General features: G+C 52.8%; 21 protein-coding genes. 7 read left to right on the forward strand and 14 right to left on the reverse strand.

Annotated elements, in window-relative coordinates:
- The 3 genes from FDW87_RS02080 to FDW87_RS02090 form a co-directional block, all read left to right on the forward strand.
- A partial coding sequence (locus tag FDW87_RS02080) for a sugar phosphate isomerase/epimerase (RefSeq protein WP_137379415.1) occupies positions 1-972 on the forward strand: 972 nt, incomplete at its 5' end.
- On the forward strand, positions 969-2120 hold the full coding sequence (locus tag FDW87_RS02085) for a Gfo/Idh/MocA family protein (protein WP_137379416.1): 1152 nt from the start codon (positions 969-971) through the stop codon (positions 2118-2120). The genes FDW87_RS02080 and FDW87_RS02085, both read left to right, overlap by 4 nt.
- Before the next feature lie 77 nt (positions 2121-2197).
- Positions 2198-3178, forward strand: coding sequence for a LacI family DNA-binding transcriptional regulator (locus tag FDW87_RS02090; RefSeq protein WP_016155936.1), 981 nt, complete (start codon positions 2198-2200; stop codon positions 3176-3178).
- Positions 3179-3181: 3 nt separating this feature from the next.
- Here FDW87_RS02090 and FDW87_RS02095 read toward each other — a convergent pair whose 3' ends face one another.
- The 4 genes from FDW87_RS02095 to FDW87_RS02110 form a co-directional block, all read right to left on the reverse strand.
- A complete protein-coding gene (locus FDW87_RS02095) occupies positions 3182-4426 on the reverse strand; it encodes a mechanosensitive ion channel family protein (protein WP_131347972.1) in 1245 nt (414 codons plus the stop codon).
- A gap of 64 nt (positions 4427-4490) precedes the next feature.
- Complete coding sequence (gene nfsB / locus FDW87_RS02100; RefSeq protein ID WP_016152171.1) at positions 4491-5144, reverse strand: oxygen-insensitive NAD(P)H nitroreductase; 654 nt, start codon at positions 5142-5144, stop codon at positions 4491-4493.
- A gap of 119 nt (positions 5145-5263) precedes the next feature.
- A complete protein-coding gene (locus FDW87_RS02105; protein ID WP_016152172.1) occupies positions 5264-5632 on the reverse strand; it encodes an MmcQ/YjbR family DNA-binding protein in 369 nt (122 codons plus the stop codon).
- Positions 5632-6213 (reverse strand): TetR/AcrR family transcriptional regulator, encoded by a 582-nt coding sequence (locus FDW87_RS02110; protein ID WP_016152173.1) that lies wholly within the window; start codon positions 6211-6213, stop codon positions 5632-5634. The genes FDW87_RS02105 and FDW87_RS02110 overlap by 1 nt, the downstream gene beginning before the upstream one ends.
- Before the next feature lie 189 nt (positions 6214-6402).
- On the opposite strand from FDW87_RS02110, the gene FDW87_RS02115 reads away from it, so the two are divergent.
- Both FDW87_RS02115 and FDW87_RS02120 read left to right on the forward strand, forming a co-directional pair.
- Positions 6403-7515, forward strand: coding sequence for an MBL fold metallo-hydrolase (locus FDW87_RS02115; RefSeq protein ID WP_016152174.1), 1113 nt, complete (start codon positions 6403-6405; stop codon positions 7513-7515).
- 17 nt (positions 7516-7532) lie between these two features.
- On the forward strand, positions 7533-7874 hold the full coding sequence (locus tag FDW87_RS02120; protein WP_003021996.1) for a RamA family antibiotic efflux transcriptional regulator: 342 nt from the start codon (positions 7533-7535) through the stop codon (positions 7872-7874).
- A 21-nt stretch (positions 7875-7895) separates the two neighbouring features.
- On the opposite strand, the gene FDW87_RS02125 is transcribed toward FDW87_RS02120, so the two are convergent.
- Both FDW87_RS02125 and FDW87_RS02130 read right to left on the reverse strand, forming a co-directional pair.
- Positions 7896-8144: a DUF1158 domain-containing protein gene (locus FDW87_RS02125; RefSeq protein WP_016152175.1), complete on the reverse strand. Its 249-nt coding sequence runs from the start codon at positions 8142-8144 to the stop codon at positions 7896-7898.
- Between the two features lie 66 nt (positions 8145-8210).
- On the reverse strand, positions 8211-9329 hold the full coding sequence (locus tag FDW87_RS02130) for a YbdK family carboxylate-amine ligase (RefSeq protein ID WP_049271350.1): 1119 nt from the start codon (positions 9327-9329) through the stop codon (positions 8211-8213).
- A 169-nt stretch (positions 9330-9498) separates the two neighbouring features.
- Between FDW87_RS02130 and FDW87_RS02135 the strand changes: the two genes are divergently transcribed.
- Entirely contained in the window at positions 9499-10203 is a 705-nt protein-coding gene (locus FDW87_RS02135) for a GNAT family N-acetyltransferase (RefSeq protein ID WP_103765988.1), read from the forward strand.
- Between the two features lie 75 nt (positions 10204-10278).
- Here the strand turns inward: FDW87_RS02135 and FDW87_RS02140 are convergent, their stop codons facing one another.
- Genes FDW87_RS02140 through FDW87_RS02155 form a run of 4 tightly spaced genes read right to left on the reverse strand, consistent with a single transcriptional unit; the run spans position 10279 to position 15046 of the window.
- The gene (locus tag FDW87_RS02140) at positions 10279-11787 is read right to left on the reverse strand and encodes an FGGY family carbohydrate kinase (RefSeq protein WP_137379417.1); all 1509 of its coding nucleotides are present in this window, start codon (positions 11785-11787) and stop codon (positions 10279-10281) included.
- 32 nt (positions 11788-11819) lie between these two features.
- A complete protein-coding gene (locus FDW87_RS02145; protein ID WP_047358063.1) occupies positions 11820-13238 on the reverse strand; it encodes an L-fucose/L-arabinose isomerase family protein in 1419 nt (472 codons plus the stop codon).
- A 37-nt stretch (positions 13239-13275) separates the two neighbouring features.
- On the reverse strand, positions 13276-14223 hold the full coding sequence (locus FDW87_RS02150; RefSeq protein ID WP_047358064.1) for a transketolase family protein: 948 nt from the start codon (positions 14221-14223) through the stop codon (positions 13276-13278).
- Complete coding sequence (locus FDW87_RS02155) at positions 14216-15046, reverse strand: transketolase (RefSeq protein ID WP_137379418.1); 831 nt, start codon at positions 15044-15046, stop codon at positions 14216-14218. The genes FDW87_RS02150 and FDW87_RS02155 overlap by 8 nt, the downstream gene beginning before the upstream one ends.
- Before the next feature lie 316 nt (positions 15047-15362).
- Here FDW87_RS02155 and FDW87_RS02160 point away from each other — a divergent pair, with 316 nt between their 5' ends.
- Positions 15363-16313 carry a sugar-binding transcriptional regulator gene (locus FDW87_RS02160; protein WP_137379419.1) on the forward strand — a complete coding sequence of 317 codons (951 nt, stop codon included), beginning with the start codon at positions 15363-15365 and terminating at the stop codon, positions 16311-16313.
- A gap of 82 nt (positions 16314-16395) precedes the next feature.
- On the opposite strand, the gene FDW87_RS02165 is transcribed toward FDW87_RS02160, so the two are convergent.
- The 4 genes from FDW87_RS02165 to FDW87_RS21520 form a co-directional block, all read right to left on the reverse strand.
- Positions 16396-17484 (reverse strand): ABC transporter permease, encoded by a 1089-nt coding sequence (locus FDW87_RS02165; protein ID WP_103283601.1) that lies wholly within the window; start codon positions 17482-17484, stop codon positions 16396-16398.
- 1 nt (position 17485) lies between these two features.
- Positions 17486-19012, reverse strand: coding sequence for a sugar ABC transporter ATP-binding protein (locus FDW87_RS02170; protein ID WP_170973930.1), 1527 nt, complete (start codon positions 19010-19012; stop codon positions 17486-17488).
- Complete coding sequence (locus tag FDW87_RS02175; protein ID WP_137379420.1) at positions 19012-19620, reverse strand: DUF2291 family protein; 609 nt, start codon at positions 19618-19620, stop codon at positions 19012-19014. Before FDW87_RS02175 ends, FDW87_RS02170 begins: the two co-directional genes overlap by 1 nt.
- A gap of 11 nt (positions 19621-19631) precedes the next feature.
- Positions 19632-19926, reverse strand: a 295-nt coding sequence (locus FDW87_RS21520) for a substrate-binding domain-containing protein (RefSeq protein ID WP_252362955.1), incomplete at its 5' end; no start/stop codon positions are given.

Raw genomic sequence — 19926 nt, forward strand, 5'->3', positions numbered from 1 at the left:
CCATTTAACACCCTGGAAGGCGTGGCAAAATGGGCGGCGGAGCTGGGCTATAAGGCATTACAAATCCCGTGTAATCACAAGTCTTTGTTTGATGTCGAACAAGCAGCCAGAAGTCAGGCCTATTGTGATGATATTCATGGGATGCTGGCCGGGCATGGGCTGGTGATTAGCGAACTATCTACCCATCTTGAAGGCCAACTGGTTGCCGTCCATCCGGCTTACGATGACGCTTTTGACGGATTTGCTCCGCCATCTGTACGCGCTAATCCGCAGGCCAGGCAGGCGTGGGCCATCGAAACCCTCCACCAGGCCGCTGCGGCTTCGCAAAGGCTGGGGCTGACGGCGCATGCTACGTTTTCAGGTTCGCTCGCCTGGCCCTTCTTTTATCCGTGGCCACCGCATAACCGTCAGCGCTTTGAAGAGGCTTTTCTGGAACTGGCACGCCGCTGGAGGCCCATTCTCGATCGCTTTGATCATCATGGGGTGGATGTTTGCTTTGAAATCCATCCCGGTGAAGATCTGCACGATGGCGTAACGTTTGAGCGCTTTCTGGCGCTGGTTAATCATCATCCTCGCTGCAACATTCTCTATGACCCGAGCCATCTGTTATTGCAGCAGATGGATTACCTTGGGTTTATCGATGTTTACCACTCGCGCATTAAAGCGTTTCACGTCAAGGACGCTGAGTACCACGCCAGTAGCCGCAGTGGTGTCTATGGCGGTTATCAGCCGTGGCTCGATCGTGCTGGGCGTTTCCGTTCCCTGGGGGACGGGCAGGTCGATTTCAAAACCATCTTCAGCAAGCTCACACAATATGATTTCCCTGGCTGGGCGGTACTGGAATGGGAGTGTTGCCTGAAAGACGCGCAAACCGGGGCGCGTGAGGGGAGCGATTTTATACGCCGCCACATTATTCCGGTTTCTTCACGCGCATTTGATGATTTCGCCGCTGGCGATGAGGTACGCAAATGATACAGGTTGGCATTATTGGCAGCGGTTTTATTGGGCCTGCACATATCGAGGCGTTGCGTCGACTCGGCGGTGTGAACGTGGTGGCGCTCTGTGATAGCTCGCTGGCGGTTGCTCAGGAACGTGCAGATGCTCTTCATATTCCTCACGCGTACGGCAGCGTTGAGGCGCTGCTGGCGCATCCCGGACTGCAGGTGGTGCATAACTGTACGCCGAATCATCTGCATGCCGACATCAATCGGCAGATTCTACGCGCGGGTCTACACGTGTTTTCAGAAAAGCCGCTGTGTATGACGCCTGATGAGGCTCGTGAACTGGAAACGCTGGCGGAGCAGGTAGGAGTGGTGCACGGCGTGAGCTTTGTCTATCGTCAGTTTGCGATGGTACAACAGGCTGCCAGCATGGTCAGGCGCGGTAGCGTGGGGCGTCTGTTTGCCGTCCAGGGGAGCTATTTGCAGGACTGGATGCTGCTGGAAACTGACTACAACTGGCGGGTCGATGCCAAACAAGGCGGCAACTCACGGGCGGTAGCGGATATCGGTTCCCACTGGTGTGACACGGTGCAATTCGTCACTGGAAAACGTATTGTCGAGGTGATGGCCGATCTGGCTATCGTCTGGCCGGTACGAAAAGCCAGCATCGCCAGTAACGCTACGTTTGGCCAGCAAACGGCTGACCTGCAATTTGAGGATAAAGCGGTGACGACGGAAGATTGTGGATCGGTGCTGGTACGTTTTGACGATGGTAGCAAAGGCTGCTTTAGCGTTTCACAGGTGAGTGCCGGGCGCAAGAATCACCTGAGCTTTGAAATTAACGGTAGCCAGAGTTCACTGCACTGGGATCAGGAAACGCCGCAACAGCTTTGGATCGGGCACCGTCAGCAGGCGAACCAGATCCTGACGGATGACCCAGGATTGATGAATGCGGATGTTGCTGCCAGTGCGCACTTTCCGGGTGGGCATATTGAGGGCTGGCCGGATGCGTTCAAGAATATGATGCAACAGTTCTATCAGGCGGTGCAGGCTGGCAAAATGCCCGCGACGGCGGAGCGTCGATTTGCGTCATTTTCTGATGGTGCGGATGTGATGTATATCATTGATGCGATTATAAAAAGCCATCAGCAGCAGCGCTGGGTATCAGTGCAGCGCTAAACACGCACCCGGTTCGCCGGGCAGTGATTTTATGGTAGCCTCAACGTAAAGCCTAAACCGCAGGACTTGTCGTCGTTATGTCTATTCAAAAAATCGCCCAGCTTGCCGGTGTGTCGGTGGCGACGGTATCGCGTGTGCTGAATCACAGTGATACCGTCAAAGCCAAAAATCGCGAGCGTGTGCTTCAGGCTATTAAAGAAAGCAATTATCAGCCCAACCTGCTGGCTCGTCAGCTGCGTACGGCACGCAGTTCGATGATTCTGGTGATGGTTTCCAACATTGCCAACCCTTTTTGTGCAGAGGTTGTTAAAGGCATTGAAGAAGAGGCGGAAAAGAATGGCTATCGCATTTTGCTGTGTAATTCCGGCTCGGATACCGCCCGCTCAAAATCGGCGCTAAAGCTGCTGTCGGGGAAAATCGTTGATGGCATTATCACCATGGATGCATTCTCAAAATTACCGGAACTGACCACGCTGATTGGCGACGCTCCCTGGGTTCAGTGTGCGGAATATGCTGATAAAGGCGCGGTTTCCTGCGTAGGGATTAACGATGTTGACGCTGCGCAGTCGGTAATATCTCACCTGGTGGAAAAGGGCTATCGACGCATTGCGCTAATCAATCATGATCTGAGTTATAAATACGCCCGGTTGCGCGAACGTGGCTATAAAGCGGCGCTGCATGCGCTGTCGCTTGAGTATCAGGCCGTAGAATACGCCAGCGAATTAAGTTCCAGCGCAGGAATTGCGGCGATGAAAACATTGCTTGCCGCAGAGGTGAAACCCGACGCGGTGTTTGCCGTATCGGACACGCTGGCCGCTGGGGCGATGCGTGCTATTTTCAATGCCGGATTACAGATCCCGCAGGATATCGCCGTCGTGGGCTTCGACGGTACGGAACTGGCAGAAATGGTTTCCCCACAGCTTTCGACCATTGAGCAGCCCTCGCGGGATATAGGCCGCAAAGCGGTAGGATTGCTGCTGAATAAAATAGAAAATCCTGACGCGCAGACGGAAAGGGTGATGATGGACTGGCGCTATATTTCACGCGCCAGTACCTGAGCGTTAGCGTTGAAACGCGCCTGACAGCGCGCGAATATCATTTCCGGTGGGCGACTGATGAATGCGCAAGCCAAATTCTTCGATCACGGCGAATATATGGTCGAAAATATCAGCCTGAATACTTTCATATTCCAGCCAGACCACCGTATTGGTAAAAGCATAAATTTCGATCGGTAAACCATGATCGTCTGGCGCAAGCTGGCGCACCATTAACGTCATATCTTTGCGAATCCGCGGATGATGACGCAAATATTCGTTCAGATAGGCGCGGAAGGTGCCAATATTCGTCATCCGACGGTGGTTTAATACCGATTCAGGCGCATCTAACTGCTGATTCCACTCGTCAATTTCCTGATGGCGCGTGGTCAAATACGGTTTCAGCAGGTGCGCTTTATGCAGCCGCTGACGCTCATCCTCATCAAGAAAATGAATGCTGGTGGCATCAATGCTGATGCTGCGTTTAATGCGTCGCCCACCGGAAGCCGACATCCCACTCCAGTTTTTAAAAGAGTCCGATACCAGTGACCAGGTTGGGATAGTGGTGATGGTGTTATCCCAGTTGCGCACTTTTACGGTGGTTAAGCCAATATCAATCACCGCGCCATCTGCGCCGTATTTAGGCATTTCCAGCCAGTCACCCAACTTCAACATATCGTTGGCTGAAAGCTGTATTCCGGCCACCAGCCCGAGGATCGGATCTTTAAACACCAGCATTAACACGGCGGCCATGGCACCCAGACCGCTTATCAATATTGCCGGTGACTGACCAATCAGCAGGGAAATCATCAATATTCCGACGACAATAGCGCTGATGAGCTTGATGCCCTGAAATATGCCTTTTAGCGGCAATTGCGATGCGGCAGGGAATTTTTGCGACAGATTGAGAATGACGTCCAGCAGGGAAAACAAGGACAACAGGGCGTACATCATGATCCACAGCTGTGCGCAGGTCCCTAATATTTCTGCTGCTTCACTGCCTTTCTGCAACCAGAGTGCGGCCTGTATATTGACAATGATACCCTGCAGGGTGAATGCCAGCCGATGAAATAACTTGTTCTGCGTGATGATTTGTAGCCACAGGCGGGAGCTGGCGTTGGCGCGCTTTTCAAATGCGCGTAATACCACCCAGTGCAAAATAACGTGAACAATAATGGCGGTGATAAAAATAATGCCAAAAATCATCACCAGTGAGGTGGTGTGATTTATTTCAATGCCGAGTTCTTCTACCTGAGATATCAATTCCTGCATAACGTCTCCTTAATAAACAGCGGTCTATGATGACCGCTGTGTAGAGCTTATGCAAATGCGGGGATTAAACTTCCGTCAGTGTTGTTTCCAGCGGCAGACGAGATTTTGGCAACGCGGCGTTGAAATCTTCTACGCTGTGATGACCCACCGGGACCACAACTACGCTTGTGAACCCTTTTTCTTTCAGGCCAAATTCTGCATCCATCACCGCCGCATCGAAGCCTTCGATCGGCACCGCATCAAGACCCATCGCCGCCACGCCCAGCAGGAAGTTACCGACGTTCAGATACACCTGTTTTGCCATCCAGTGGTTGTCATCTTTCAGCTCTTTGCGATGCATGTCGGCAAAGAAGGTACGGCCTTTGTGGTTTGCGGCTTTGGCTTCAGGGGTGGCGAAACGGCCATCGCGCTCTTCTTGATCCACCACGCGCTCCAGCCAGGCATCGTCCATAGCCGTTTTGGCGCAGAACACCACGACGTGGGAAGCATCCAGCATTTTACGTTCGTTGAATACAAAACCGCCGGCTGCGGATTTCGCCACGCGCGCTTTACCTTCGTCAGTGCTGGCAACGATAAAGTGCCACGGCTGAGAGTTGGTGCTGGACGGACTAAACTGCAGCAGCGTTTTTAATTTTTCGGCCTGCTCAGCGGTTAGTTTTTTATTCGGATCGAATGCCTTAGTGGAGTAACGTTTTAAGGCGACAGAAACAATATCCATAACTACTCCTGGTGATTTTTCATACCCTGCGGGTGCGTTTTGTTTCAGCAGGGTACAGGGTTAGCAAGAAAAAGATAAGACAGGAAAATGCAAAAACACTTATCGGAGTTAACGATAAATCAACCTGGACGCAGGCGTTTTTGATCCCGCTTCGCCAGGCCGTCTACGACGCGATGCCATGAATCATTTACCAACTCCGTCAGTAATGACTCGGTAATGTCGTCGCCTGGGTAGACCGATATCCAGTGCTTTTTATTCATGTGATAGCCGGGTTCAATGCTGGGGTAGATCTGCTGATTTAACAGTGACTTTTGCGGATCGGCTTTCAGGTTAACCAGCGGGCGTCCGCGAAGCTCTGAGACCAGCATAAAAATTTTGCCGCCGACTTTGAAGACATCGTATTCCGGGCCGAATGGCCAGCAGTGCTCGGTAAAAGGCAGTTCGAGCGCAAGGCGCTTTGCACAGGCATGTAAAGTCTGGCCGTCCATTATTTTTCCTCACGGGTGAGTGCGCGCCACATCGCCTCAAATCCCATCGAAATATATTCTTTTGCGCGAGCCGCATCGCGGGCGGCGAACTCCATGGTGGTCTCTGCCAGAGAAAGAAACAGCGCGTCGCCAAAGGCGCGATACTCGTCAGACATAAACTCAGGTCGTACGGAGCGATGACAAAGATCGCGCAGTTCCGGGAACATATCGTCAGCCTGCTGTTCCGTTTCTTTGCTGATTTTCTCGCTGACGGCCAACTGACGAATCGTGCGATGCCCGCAGGTATGGTTCAGGCCCCAGCTAATGTAGCTGTTCCAGATGTAGTGAGTCATGGTTTTGGCATCGGTCACCGATCGATCCAAATTTGCCATCATCGACTGACAAAGGTCTTGCTTCAAAAAGAGGTAAAGCTCGTTGATCAAATCATCTTTGGTTGCGAAATAGCGAAACAACGTCCCCTCCGCAACCCCTGCATTGCGGGCTATCACGGCGGTAGATGCCGCAATGCCTGATTGTGCAAATGCTGTGGTTGCAGCTTCCAGTAATGCCAGTTTTTTGTCTTCACTCTTCGGACGAGCCACTACACTTTACCCTTAAGTCTGTAAAAAACATGATTGAATCACGGCCTTTGCAGCACCGCAACGGCGAATGTCAAAGATTGAAAATCATCTTGACGGCGAACTTTCGATTTCTATAATGAGTGCTTACTCACTCATAATCAAGAGTCAGTCGCGCAAACCAGCGGAAAGGGGCGCGTTTAAGGTCAGGATATGAAGCGTCTCACAGTTTGTGTGGTTGTTATTATGCTAATTGCCGCAGCTGCAAGTTTACCGTTTGTACTCAATGCCGGGTTTGGTCAGGCTCCGCAAGGGGCACAACTGAGTTTGGTTGAACAGTCACCTCACTATCGTGATGGACAGTTTCATAACCAGGTGCCGACACCGGGCTATACCGGCAACAAAGGCATGCTGGCGGCCTGGTGGGAATTTCTGGTCGCTAAGCGTGATAATGCGCGCCCGGCGCAGCCGTTACCGCTGGTGGCAACCGATCTCGCCGGACTTTCGCCACAGCAGGATACTCTGGTCTGGCTGGGCCACTCCTCATGGTATTTGCAGCTGGCGGGTCAACGTATCCTGATTGATCCGGTATTTAGCAATTATGCCGCACCGTTTTCATTCCTGAACAAAGCCTTTGCCGGGGATTATCCGTGGACTGCGCAGACGATGCCGGAGATCGATCTGCTCATTATCTCGCACGATCACTATGACCATCTGGATCTCGCCACTATCAAGGCGTTAATGCCGAAAATTAAGCGGGTAATTACGCCGCTCGGCGTAGGGTCGCATCTGCGTTACTGGGGGATGCGCAGCGAGATAATCGAAGAGCGGGACTGGAATCAGTCCGTCAGAGTGACGGATTCGCTGATCGTTCATGTGCTGCCTGCTCGTCATTTTTCGGGGCGCGGTATCAAGCGCAACCAGACGCTATGGGCGAGCTTCATGTTCGAAACGCCGGAGCAGAACGTTTATTACAGCGGAGATTCCGGCTATGGACCGCATTTTAAAGCCATCGGTGAGCAGTTTGGCTCGGTTGACTTGGCGATTATGGAGAACGGTCAATATGACCAGGACTGGAAGTTTATTCACATGATGCCAGAAGAGACGGCGCAGGCTGCGGCCGATCTGCATGCGAAAGCCGTGTTGCCAGGGCATGCCGGCCGTTTCGTTCTGGCGAAACATACCTGGGATGATCCTTACAAACGACTGGCGCTTGCCAGCCGTCGTCAGGATTACCGACTACTGACGCCAATGCTGGGTGAACCGGTAATTCTGTCCGAACCGGACCAACCGTTTACGGCCTGGTGGCAACAGGCGACTCAATGAATACAGGGGAGAGCATGATGACGATTTCTGCTCAGGTCATTGATACGATTGTTGAATGGATTGATGATAATTTGAATCAGCCATTGCGCATTGATGATATTGCACGCCATGCGGGATATTCCAAATGGCACCTGCAGCGTCTTTTTATGCAGTACAAAGGTGAAAGCCTCGGGCGCTACATCCGCGAGCGTAAGCTGCTACTGGCGGCGCGCGATCTACGCGATACCGACCAGAAAGTGTATGACATCTGTTTGAAATACGGATTCGATTCGCAGCAGACCTTTACGCGAATTTTCACCCGTACGTTCAGCCAGCCGCCGGGCGCGTATCGCAAAGAAAATCATAGCCGAACGCATTAAAGGCAAAGGGTTCTCGCGGGTCTAATCCGCCAGCGAGAACCAGCGCCGCCAGATAAAACGCAGTACAAAATATTCAATCACCCCCAGCAGTAAAAACCACAGACAAAACAGCAAAGTATAAAATTGGTTGAGATCCATTAGATGAAAGGTGGCGACGAGTTTTTGCGCCAGCACAATGCCCAGTGAGGGGGCGGGCAGCAGCAGGCAAGACAAAAAAGCCAGCAGCAGGATCCCTGCGGCGGTCATCAGTGATTCAAGCGGGTGTTTCATGGCATTGTTAAACTTGAGTTAAAAAGCCATTGTCCGGGATCTCTGTGGGCAACGCAAACGCCACGCTTACAGCCCGGCCCAAATCTCACAATGTTTTTTCACCAGACCACTCAGAGATCCGCCGTCGGCGACGAAATCACGCATGCTCTGCGCTTCATCATGACCATTTTTAACCTGCAGGCGTAAGGATTCAATCGCGCTGGTCGCGCCCACTTTGTCCGCAGAAGCGGCGACATTCTCCAGTAGCCGTAGCGTGTCATCTGACAGGCGGTGCCCATCGCCGGTATTGACGTCGGTGATGATTCCCGCCATGCCAAAGCGGCAGGCCTGAAAACGGTTAAATTTATACAGCAGGTAATCACGCTCCTGGTGCTTGAATGGCCGTTTAGTGAGCAACCAGTGGGCGGTAGCCTGAATAAGTCCCGCCATATTGACTGCGTGTTCAAGGGTTAGCGGAGTGTCCATGACGCGAACCTCTACCGTACCAAAGTGCGGGCTGGGGCGGATATCCCAGTGTAAATCTTTAATGCTATCAATCATGCTGGTGTAAGCCAGTCGACGAAATAACCCCTCGAATTCCTGCCAGTTATTCACCCACGGCATCGGGCCATTATCGGGAAATCCGGAGAAAATATTCAGCCGCGCGCAGGCAAACCGCGTGTCGGACGTCTGCATATAAGGTGAGGTGGCAGAGAGTGCAATAAAATGGGGAACAAATCGCGACAGGCCGTGCAGGAGGTAAATAGCATCATCGCCGTTTGCGCAGCCGATATGCACATGTTGGCCGAATACCGTCGCCTGCTGAATAAGATAGCCAAAATTTTCCAGGTTGCGCCGATAGCGTTCGTCATCGCAGACTTCCTGACGTTGCCATTTTTGAAACGGATGCGTACCGCCGCCACAGATGGCGAGGTGATGCTCGGCAGCAACCCGTGAGATTATCTGCTGCATGGCGGATAATTCAGCACTCGCCTGGTCGATATTGCGACAAACCCCGGTCGCCATCTCCAGCATACTTTCAGTGATATCGTGCTTTACTTCTCCGGCGGTGAGCTGCGGCTTTACGGCGTCAATCAGTCGGGAAGAGTCCTGGCTCAGGTCGTAGCCCGGAGGATTGACCACCTGCATTTCCAGTTCAATGCCTAACGTAAAAGGGTCTGAAACATGAAAATCGGGTAGGGACATAGTGTTCTCTTCAGCGTTGATTTTTAATCAGTATAGACGCGTCATCTTGCAAGCTGCATATAGAAGGGCCGCTGAATTTCTGTTCGTTGTCAGAAATCCCCCCGTGATGCTTTGAAGGCGAAATGGCCGGTGTTATAACTATTTTTTACTTCGCAACAGGGGTTGAATCGTGCCGGAAATTAATCTTTATGGACAGACCGTCGGTGATATTGTGCCTGACTGGAATGGTGCCGCCGTACTGCCGCGGGAAGAACTTGCAGGGCAATATTGTCGACTGGTTCCCCTGGATGCCGACAGCCATGCCGCCGATCTGTTTGATGCTTACGCGCAGGCGCCAGACGATCGCGACTGGACCTGGCTTGCAAGTTCTCGCCCCACGAGCGTTGAGGCCACAGCTTGCTGGGTAGAGGGCAAATCTACGGATGCATCTCTGGTTCCCTATGCTGTCATTGAACAGCGTTCCGGTCGTGCGGTGGGACTGGTGTGCTTTATGGCGATCGAACGGGAGCATGGTTCGGTTGAAATTGGTCATGTAACCTGGTCACCGCGCATGAAAAATACGGTACTCGGCACCGAAAGCATCTGGCTGTTGCTGCGCCAGGCGTTTGCGTTGGGCTATCGTCGCGTGGAGTGGAAATGTGACTCTCTGAACACGGCTTCCCGTCGGGCGGCGGAGCGCCTTGGGTTTATCTTCGAAGGACGTTTTCGCCAGAAGATTGTGCGCAAGGGGCGTAATCGCGACAGCGACTGGTTATCGATGATTGATAGTGAATGGCCCCAGTGCGACGCTGTTTTGCAGCGCTGGCTGGCTGCCGATAACTTCGATGAAAAAGGGCAGCAACGCCGATCGCTGGCGGCGTGTCAGCAACAGTAGCTCGCTTTTGAAGAATTAACAGTGCGCCCACAGTCAGTTATGGCTGCGGGCGCATTTATCATTAGCGTTGATTTATTAACGGGTTTGCCAACGGGTGCGTTCGACGGCCCCTTGCCATTCATGCCAGCGTTTTTGCAATCTCCCATGGCGCGCCATGTTTGGCTGGAACGATACGTGTTCGGGCAGATAATCTCGCAACTGGCAGGTAGATGCACCTTGCAGCTTCTTGCGTGCCAGCAATCCGGCACCGATAGCGGAAAGTTCAGGGATATCGCTGCGCATCACCGGACAGCCCAATAAATCGGCTTGATACTGCATTAGCCAGTCATTTTTTGTTGGCCCGCCATCAACCATTAACGCGCTGAGTCGAAAACCGTTGTGCTGGCGCATCGCTAAAACAACATCGGCAATCTGATAGGTAATCGACTCCAGTGCCGCACGTACCAGATGTGCGCGTTTCACTCCGCGGCTGAGACCGTGAATCAACCCCCGGGCATCTTCATCCCACCAGGGCGCGCCCAGCCCGGTAAGGGCCGGAACAAAATAGACGCCCAGCGTGGAGTCAACCGTGGCGGGCAGCGTATTGAGCTCATGAAGCAGTTGCTCTTCCGGTAATTCGCTAAGACCTGTGCTATCGGCCATCCATGCGACGGCATCTCCCGTATGCGGAATATTACCTTCCAGTCCGTAGACCAGGGTGTCAGCGTCATGCCAGGCAATGGTCGTTGCCAGCGCGCTCACCTCGGACTGCGCCGAGAATACGGGAGCCATAACGGAAGATCCGGTGCCATAGGTCGCTTTGACGCAGCCTTCCATACCCAGCCCATGGGCAAAAAGCGCAGCATGAGAGTCGCCAATCATCGCCAGAATAGGGATTCCATCAGGTATCCTCTCCAGACCTTTTGTTACGCCAAAATGGTGGCTGGAAGGGCAAACTTCGGGCAACGCCTGCTGCGGGATACCGAATAGAGCCAACATCTCGTTATCCCATTGTCCGCTGTTGAGATTGAGCAACTGCGTGCGTGAAGCGTTGGAGATGTCGCAACGAAATTCCTCGCCGTGCGTTAAGTTCCACAGTAACCAGCTATCGATGGTCCCGAGACATATTTCCCCTTGCTGTGCGAGCGTCATACCGTTGGGAACTGACTCCAGCAGCCAGCGCATTTTAGAGGCGGAAAAGAGTGGGGCAACGGGTAATCCGGTGATGGATTTTATGTACGCCTCGTGCCCCTGTTCACGTAATGCACGGCAAAAATCGGCCGTACGCGAACATTGCCAGGTGATAGCAGGGCCGAGAGGGCGACCGCTGGCACGATACCAGCCTATCGCCGTTTCACGTTGATTGCTGATCGCCAGCGCTGCGACGCGTTGTGCGCCGACGCAGGCAATGGCTTGTGCCACAACATCCAGCGATGCGTCCAGAAGTGCATCACCTGACTGTTCAACCCAGCCTTCACGGGGCGTGTGGATCGCCAGCGCGCGGGAGAACTTCGCGACCACGTTTCCCTGACCATCCAGCGCTACGGCTTTGGCATTGGTGGTGCCTTCATCAAGCGCAATAATAATGTCTTTTTGTGCTGACATTGTTTTCTCCAGCCCTTCGGTTTCCCTGAGTATTAGCGATGGAAAAAGGTATCCACCCCGAGATAGCGGGTGAAAGCTTCATGCAGTACCTCTGCGCTGGCGGAATGGTTCATTGCCACGTGATGCTCAAAGCCATTACGACAAATCCAGGCCAGTAGGTTCTCCAGATGAGGCACCTGGATTACCGCTCGGCAGCCGACAGTGTCCAGCGGATCGTCAACCGATAGCCCTTCGCCGACGTAGGCTTTGATTTCGCCGGTTAAATCGTCGGTACTCAGGCGGAAGTAGGTCAAGGCACCGCTTTTCATACGACCATGAACTGCACCGCAGGTGTTCTCTTTACCGACGGTGGTACCGATGATATCCGCCGTCCCCATCTTCGGGCTGTCCAGACTGGCTGATGCGAAATTACCGCAGTGAAAAAGAACGCATTTATCACGATCGTCGCCGAAATTATTATTCCAGTCGGCAATGGATGCTGGACTTAAGTTGCTGCTGGCGAGGGCATACATTGACAACGCGCCCATCACATCCACTTCGCAGGCACTGGGCATTAACTGCCCGGACATCACGCTCATGATTGAGCACACGTTGATGCCTAAATTTTCCTGCAGCGAGGTCCAGCACTGGATGGCAGTTGTATCAATATCATTAGCGATGACCCATTCGCTGATAACGACAAACAGTTTTGCCATGGTGACCAGTTTGTCTGCTGGAATGGCGCTGGCGTCGGCGTTATCCATCAACAGGCGGCGTTTTTCATCCACCCGGATATCGTCGTCGCGCAGTCGTTTGATGCGGGTAAAGACTTCAGACAGATCCAGTGTTTCGACGGCAATACCCAGTCTTTCGAGCAATTTTTCGCTGTAGCGGACGGTGTTAAACCCAGCTGGACGTGCGCCGATAGCGCCGACGCGAACTCCGCGCATGCTGGCGACCACGCGACAGATTTGTTCGAAACGTTTCAGGTCTTGTGCAAACACCTCGCCTGACAGGTCGCAGACATGCTGGGTGGTTAGCGTAAACGGAATACCGTACTGGCGCATGTTATTGCACAGGGAGATCTTGCCGCAGAAGCTGTCACGGCGAGTGGCAAGCCCCATTTTATCCAGGTTGTCTTCCTGCGCCTGGATCAGAACCGGGACATCTAAACCGGAAAGTCTCAGCGTTTCCGCTATCGCTTTTTCATCGCCAAAGTTCGGCAGTAGTACCACCACACCGTGAATCTTGTCGCGGTGAGCGCGGAAAAGTTCAGCACAAACTTTCGCATCCTGACGGGTTTCAACACCGCCGAGTTCTGTCTGCGTTTCGTTGAGCATAATGGTGTTAATGCCCAGCCGCTCAAAGAGCACGCTGGCTTGTTCGCGGGCTTCAGCAACCAGATAGCTCGGGAAAAATCCCCGATTGCCAATAATCACCGCCATGGTCAACTGATGAGGAATTCGTGACATCGCTTTCTCCAGTAAGTGTTCTGTTGTTGTTATTGTTTTATCGTGTTGCCAGCAACAGTGCGGTGGCGTTTTTCACGACACCCGCCGCGTCAATTTCATGGCGTGCGCGCGTTGCTGCACGATCGGCTGCGATTGCATATTGGCCATCGGCAATCCCCAATCTACGCAGTGGAATGGCACAGCCAGCTTCTGCCAGCACTTCAGCCACCAGACTTCCCACGCCGCCATTAATGTTATGTTCTTCCACGCTAACCACTGCCTTGCAGTGGGTTAAAGCTGCCAGTAACTGTTGGGTATTGCAGGGACGTATTGACGGTACACTGATTACGCTGGCGTCAATACCCGCCTGTTCCAGCACTGTGGCAGCCTCGACAATTTCATGCACAGTTGAACCCATTGCCACCAGTGCGACATCTTTTCCTTTGCGCAAAATATCGATATTACCCGGCGCGAACTGGTAGTTTTCGTCGTGTAATTCGGGTAAGGCTTTGCCATCCAGGCGAATATAAACCGGACCTATGTGGCTTAAGGCGTAATCGAGAATCTGTCGGCATTCCACCGGACAGGACGGGGCGTAAATCTCAATATTGCCAAAACCGCGTAGCACGGAAATATCATCAATGCTGTGGTGCGTACTGGCGAGCGGTCCGTAGCTGGCCCCTGCGTTCAGGCCAATCAACTTCACGTTGGTATTGTTGTAGCAAATGTCGACTTTAATTTGCTCATTGGCCCGTGAAATCAAGAAGGGCGCAGCGTTACAGGTGACGGCGATTTTACCGCCCAGCGCCAGTCCGGCAGCAGCACCGACCAACGTCTGTTCGGCAATACCCACGTTGACCAGACGACCGGGAAATTCCTTCATAAATGGGGCGATTTTTGCTGTTGATGTTGAGTCAGCCACCACCGGCACAACATCCATTCCACGTTTGACCGCGGCAATTAACGTGTTCACCATGACGGTGGCGAGGTGTTCGCTATTACGCATCTTTCAGTTCCTCCAGCGCCAGTTCAACTTCTTCTCCTTTTGGCACGCGGTGGTGCCATTCCGGGCGGCCCTGGATAAAAGAGATCCCGGCTCCTTTGGTGGTGTGTGCAATGACGACATATGGCTTGCCTTCAGGGGGTAATCCTTCCAGCGTGCGTACCACATCACTCATATCGTTCCCGCGACACTCTGTGACTTGCATACCGAAGGCTCGCCATTTTTCATCCAGCGGATCGGTGTTCATGATCTCTTTGGTTGATCCGGCAAGCTGGAGGTTATTTTTGTCGTTGATGATAATCAGGTTATCCAGTTTATAGTGGGCAGCGACCAGTGCTGCTTCCCAGTTGCTGCCTTCGGCCAGTTCACCATCACCGGTGACGACAAACACCCGGCGTTTGCTGTTGCTGCGTTTAGCCGCCAGCGCAATCCCTACTGCAACCGGCAGACCGTGACCTAGAGCTCCGGTATTCAATTCAATTCCTGGCGTTTTATGTTTTACCGGATGCCCCGGCAGATGCGAATCGGCGTGTTGATAGGTCGCCAGCCAGTCCACAGGAATAAAACCGGCTTCTGCCAAGACACAGTAGTAACCGCCCACAGCGTGACCTTTTGACTGGATGTAGATATCGCGCTCGTCGCTCTCTTTAATCTCCGGGGAGCAATTCAGGATACGAAAATAGAGTGCTGTCAGCAGTTCAACCTGCGACAGGTCTGCGCCAGTGTGCCCGCCAGCCGGGCTTTCAGCATTCAACACGATAATGCGGCGACGCACGGCACGTGCTTTCTTTTCTAGCTCTGGTATTGAGAGCGAAAACGGATTCATAAGACACCTCTTGAATGTTTAATCTTGAGTGAATAAATATTCCATGTGAGTGCAGTAGTGCAACTGTCTCTCTACCCACCACGTAATCTGCAGATAAAACAGTCAGTCGTTATTGGTTAGAATAAATATTCACTACTGATTTATTATTCATGATTAAAGATATGCCTTGTCTGGCGGTTTGTCTACGGCTTGTGCCACCAAATTTTGGAGAAAAGAGAAAAGGATCACACTAACGTGATAACTGGAAAGGTACTGATGACTTGTTATCTATTCAGGTATGAATAAAAATAACAGGCAGTTTATCAGGGGGAATGCCATGTCAAAGCAGGATGAACAGCGGTTGCTGGTTAAGATTGCCACGCTTTACTACGCCGAAAATAAAAAACAGTCTGAAATCGCCACGCTGCTGCATTTGTCGCAGTCCTTTGTCTCCCGTGCTTTAACGCGTTGTCAGAAAGAAGGGCTGGTGAAAATCACCGTCGTACAGCCGACCAATATCTTTGTGGCGCTGGAAAAAGCCATTGAAGAGCAGTTTGGTATTCGTCAGGCGATTGTCGTGGATGTCGGTGACAACCCCAGCAATACGCAAATTAAGCATGCAATTGGCAGCGCGGCGGCGCATTACGTTGAAACCCGCTTGCGAGCCGAGGACCTGGTTGGAATTTCCTCCTGGAGTAGCACCATTCGCTGTATGGTCGATGAGATGCACCCGCAAAATATCCGTGCGGCGGGTGTGATCCAACTGCTGGGCGGCGTAGGGCCGAATGGTAACGTGCAGGCCACGATTCTTACGCAACAGTTGGCAGCGCACCTCGGCTGTCCGGCCTGGCTGCTGCCTTCACAAAGTATTGAGCATTCGGTTGAAGAGCGTACACGGTTGGTTAACAGCCCTGACGTTGCCGCGGTGGTTGAAAAGTTCGCTGAAGTGGATGTGGCAATTGTCGGTATTGGCGAACTGGAGCCTTCTCAATTGCTGAAAAACTCAGGCAACTACTACAACGAAGAAATGTTGCGACTGCTCGCCGAGCGCGGCGCAGTAGGCGATATCTGTCTGCATTATTACGATGCAGCAGGTAACCCGGTACTCAGCCATGAGGAAGACCCGGTCATCGGAATGGAGCTTTCGCAGATCCGGGAGTGTAACCACGTGATTGCTTTGGCTGGTGGTGTGGAAAAACAGAATGCGATACGCGGGGCATTGCAGGGGAATTATATTGACGTATTGATCACCGACTACCCGACAGCCCGCAGTCTGGTGGAAGGGTGATGTCACGGTGAGTTAAACAATTGACAGCCCCAGGAGGCCCCTGGAGCTGTCTGGTTGTGCATATCAGACTTTTCAGAGGGGATTACTGACTTTCCATCGCCGCCTTTTGTGCTACCACCGCGGCTTTTTGCTGCATCCGGTTTTGCATCTGGTCGATGATGACCGCGACGATAATCACGATACCTTTAATCACCATTTGCCAGAACTCGCTGACGCCCATCATCACCAGACCATCGGCCAGAAAACCGATAACGAAAGCGCCAATCAGCGTGCCTAAAATCGTGCCCCGTCCACCGGCCAGTGACGTACCGCCGAGAACCACTGCGGCAATGGCGTTCATCTCAAATGCCGTACCGTTGGCCGGATGGCTGGCGGAAAGCTGTGCCGAGACCACAATTCCAGCAATCGCGGCACACAGTCCGGATAGGGTATACACCCAGATTTTCACCTGTTTTACTTTTACCCCTGACAGCTCAGCAGCGCGCTCGTTATCCCCGATGGCGTAAACGTGGCGACCAAAAGGTAGACGACGAGCGACGTAAGCAATGACCAGTGCCAGCACAATCATCATCCAGATGGCCCACGGAATCCCAAACAGTGTACCGGCACCAATCTCATCAAAACCGGTATTGCCGAGCTGCGGATTGCCGGAAAGCCCGGGAAAGGTTTGCCCATCGGAGGTCAGCATCGCCGCCCCGCGCAAAACGTACATGGTTCCGAGCGTACAAATAAACGGTGCGACGTTATAGTGGGTGATGATCCAACCATTCGCCGCGCCAATCAGCCCACCAATCAACAAGACGACAGGCACAATCACCCAGACGCTGGGGAAAATTGCGATGCCGAACATTGGCAATACAATGCCTTTAGTGATTAGCCATCCTGCGACCATGCCGCACAGCCCAAGCGTAGCGCCAATTGAGAGATCAATCCCGGCGGTAATAATGACAAACGTGATCCCCAGCGCCAGAAAGGCGTTAATGGCGATATGCTTGATCATAATGACCATGCTGCCGCCAGAGAGAAATCCCGGTACGGTGAAGGCAAAGAACCCGACGATTAAAAACAGTGCAATAAAAGTGCGCAGTTTTAGGATTAGTAGCAGGATATTTTCCCGAGAGAAGGCGACTGTGGAGCGAGGCGCGTTGGCGGCAGATTGTAGTGTTTTCATATCAGAACCCCTGAGCACTTGCGGTTACCAGCGCCGATTCTTCGGCACGATCGCGGGCGATATCGGCAGTTAGCTTGCCGCCGGACATCACCAGAATGCGGTCAGAAACCGCCATAATTTCTTTTAAATCTGAGGTGGAGAAGACCACAGCAATACCCTGCTGGGAAAGCTGGACCATCATGCGGAACACATCGGCTTTCGCCCCGACATCGATGCCGCGTGTGGGTTCGTCAAGAAATAGAATTTTGGGATTGGTGAGCAGAGAGCGACCAATCACCACTTTTTGCTGGTTCCCTCCGCTCAGCGCCTGAATTTCAACCTCTGGCGAGGAGACTTTTATCGACAGATTGCCAATTGTGCTGGCGACCACGGCCTCTTCATCTTTGCGGGCAATGGCAAAGCCACGTTGCAGACGCCGCCAAAGGCTGGCAATGGTCAGATTGGTGGCGACGGATGAAATGGGGAAAATCCCTGTGCGCTTGCGATCCTCCGGCACCAGACTCATTCCCATACGGATGCGATCGGCGGTGGTTAAGCGCTGCGGGACCGGTTTGCTGTCGAGCCACAGTTTTCCGAGGTAGTTGCGCTCAGTACCTAACAAGCACTCGAACAATTCGGTTCGCCCAGCCCCCATAAGTCCATAGATACCGACAATTTCACCGGCATGAACGTTAAAGGTGACGTCATTGACGACTGCGCTGCCAGCGGTATTCACGCAGGTGATATGTTCAGCTTCCAGAACCGGAGCTCCAAACGTGCGGCCGGGTTCGAGAAAGTTGCTTACCGGATCACTGCCCAACATCTCGCGCACAATCCACGGGACATCGATGTCGCTAACCTTGGCTTCGGCTTGAAATTTACCATCGCGTAAAATAGTGATCACATCGCCAATTGCCATCAATTCTTCGAGGCGATGGGAGATATAGATTATCGACACGCCCTGGCGAGTAAGTTCACGGATCACGCGAAACAGAATCTCGACTTCAGTTTTACTGAGCGCTGAGGTGGGTTCATCAAGAATCAGGATATCTGCATCTTCAGCCAGTGCTTTGGCGATTTCGACCAGCTGTTGCTGCCCTACTTTGAGATTGCCAACCAGGTCGCGCGGTGATATCGGCTGATCGAGCCGGGTTAATAATTCCGCGGTGCGTTTCTCTTGCTCGGCCTCATTAATGGGGGCCATGCCTTTTTGAATCTCCCGACCGAGGAAAATGTTTTCCGCGACGGTGAGGTTCTCAAACAGGTTTAACTCCTGATGCACCATACCAATTCCATGTGCCGCAGCATCCCGGGTGCTGGCAAAGCGCACGGGATTTCCATTGAGCGACATCTCACCGCTACTGGGTTGCTGAACGCCAGCGAGGATCTTCATCAACGTCGATTTCCCCGCACCATTCTCACCAATAATCACATTCACCTTGCCACGCCAGACCTGATAATCGACGCTGTCCAGTGCAATTGTGCCGGGAAACAGCATTGAAATGGCATGCGTGCGCAGGATGATGTCATCAGCTGAGGTATTGCGCATTAGTGAGCCTCCTGTTCCAGCGTCAGTGCTGCTGCGTTTTCCGCTTTTCCAGCATTCAACGTCACGGCAAACAGCACCGTGGCAGTTTTCCCTTGCCAGCTAGTGTCTACGGCGGGTAACTGTTTCGCCGCTTCACGGTTATAAGCCCGTGACAGTTGGGCAAACTGAACCTGGTTAGTAAAATCTTCAAACTTGAAACCACTGGCATCGCGAATAGCATTGCCACGCATTACCGGGCCAATCTGAATCGTGACGGGCATATCATTGACCCTCACCACGATGGTGTGCTCTCGCCCATTGGTGGTGTCGACGCTATCAATCTGGCTGGTCAGGCGTACAAACACGCTTTCGGGAGCGGGTGAGGGGGCCTTCAGGCGAGTGGTCAGCGCTGAAGCATCCAGAACATGTTGCTGTGCCGCTTCCAGGACGCGGGAATGCCAGGTTTGTTGCGCGATCTGATCGGGAGTCTGGTTGTCGAAACTGGCTTTGGCCTGAGGATCGGCCGGGATAATTGGTTTGCCGTTTTCGTCGAGGTCAACTACCGTACAGGCCGTCAGCAACAGGGTGGCGCATCCAACCAGCGCGGCACCCCATTGTGTTAACGACATAGTGCCTCCGCTTAGTGGCTCAGGTTGAACTTGTTTAGCTTGCTGGCATTGGTTTCGTCAATCAGCACGCAATCCATGAGCTGTTTTTCTTCTTTCTGGGCTTTGCCGTTTTTCAGATAGTAATCCGCCTGCTCAACAGCCATTTGTGCCTGTTGCCAGCCGGGCTGCAGTACTGTCGCTTTAATATTGCTTTTATTAATGATTGAATCGCGGGTGTAGTCGCTGCCATCAAAACCGGCCACGATGACATTATTTTTCCCCGCCGCTTTTAGTGCGGCTTCTGCACCCAGCGCCATAGTGTCGTTA

The sequence above is a fragment of the Citrobacter sp. wls826 genome (assembly GCF_005281245.1).
Classification (GTDB): Bacteria; Pseudomonadota; Gammaproteobacteria; order Enterobacterales; family Enterobacteriaceae; genus Citrobacter; species Citrobacter braakii.

What these genes read in the sequence shown, in the direction of transcription:
- FDW87_RS02175 (WP_137379420.1), bottom strand. Translation starts at nt 19,620, where the DNA reads ATGTCGTTAACACAATGGGGTGCCGCGCTGGTTGGATGCGCCACCCTG.
- FDW87_RS02130 (WP_049271350.1), bottom strand. Translation starts at nt 9,329, where the DNA reads ATGTCCCTACCCGATTTTCATGTTTCAGACCCTTTTACGTTAGGCATT.
- FDW87_RS02095 (WP_131347972.1), bottom strand. Translation starts at nt 4,426, where the DNA reads ATGCAGGAATTGATATCTCAGGTAGAAGAACTCGGCATTGAAATAAAT.
- FDW87_RS02155 (WP_137379418.1), bottom strand. Translation starts at nt 15,046, where the DNA reads ATGAATCCGTTTTCGCTCTCAATACCAGAGCTAGAAAAGAAAGCACGT.
- FDW87_RS02145 (WP_047358063.1), bottom strand. Translation starts at nt 13,238, where the DNA reads ATGTCACGAATTCCTCATCAGTTGACCATGGCGGTGATTATTGGCAAT.
- FDW87_RS02115 (WP_016152174.1), top strand. Translation starts at nt 6,403, where the DNA reads ATGAAGCGTCTCACAGTTTGTGTGGTTGTTATTATGCTAATTGCCGCA.
- FDW87_RS02170 (WP_170973930.1), bottom strand. Translation starts at nt 19,012, where the DNA reads ATGCGCAATACCTCAGCTGATGACATCATCCTGCGCACGCATGCCATT.
- nfsB (WP_016152171.1), bottom strand. Translation starts at nt 5,144, where the DNA reads ATGGATATTGTTTCTGTCGCCTTAAAACGTTACTCCACTAAGGCATTC.
- FDW87_RS02160 (WP_137379419.1), top strand. Translation starts at nt 15,363, where the DNA reads ATGTCAAAGCAGGATGAACAGCGGTTGCTGGTTAAGATTGCCACGCTT.
- FDW87_RS02090 (WP_016155936.1), top strand. Translation starts at nt 2,198, where the DNA reads ATGTCTATTCAAAAAATCGCCCAGCTTGCCGGTGTGTCGGTGGCGACG.
- FDW87_RS02120 (WP_003021996.1), top strand. Translation starts at nt 7,533, where the DNA reads ATGACGATTTCTGCTCAGGTCATTGATACGATTGTTGAATGGATTGAT.
- FDW87_RS02150 (WP_047358064.1), bottom strand. Translation starts at nt 14,223, where the DNA reads ATGCGTAATAGCGAACACCTCGCCACCGTCATGGTGAACACGTTAATT.
- FDW87_RS02140 (WP_137379417.1), bottom strand. Translation starts at nt 11,787, where the DNA reads ATGTCAGCACAAAAAGACATTATTATTGCGCTTGATGAAGGCACCACC.
- FDW87_RS02165 (WP_103283601.1), bottom strand. Translation starts at nt 17,484, where the DNA reads ATGAAAACACTACAATCTGCCGCCAACGCGCCTCGCTCCACAGTCGCC.
- FDW87_RS02085 (WP_137379416.1), top strand. Translation starts at nt 969, where the DNA reads ATGATACAGGTTGGCATTATTGGCAGCGGTTTTATTGGGCCTGCACAT.
- FDW87_RS02105 (WP_016152172.1), bottom strand. Translation starts at nt 5,632, where the DNA reads ATGGACGGCCAGACTTTACATGCCTGTGCAAAGCGCCTTGCGCTCGAA.
- FDW87_RS02125 (WP_016152175.1), bottom strand. Translation starts at nt 8,144, where the DNA reads ATGAAACACCCGCTTGAATCACTGATGACCGCCGCAGGGATCCTGCTG.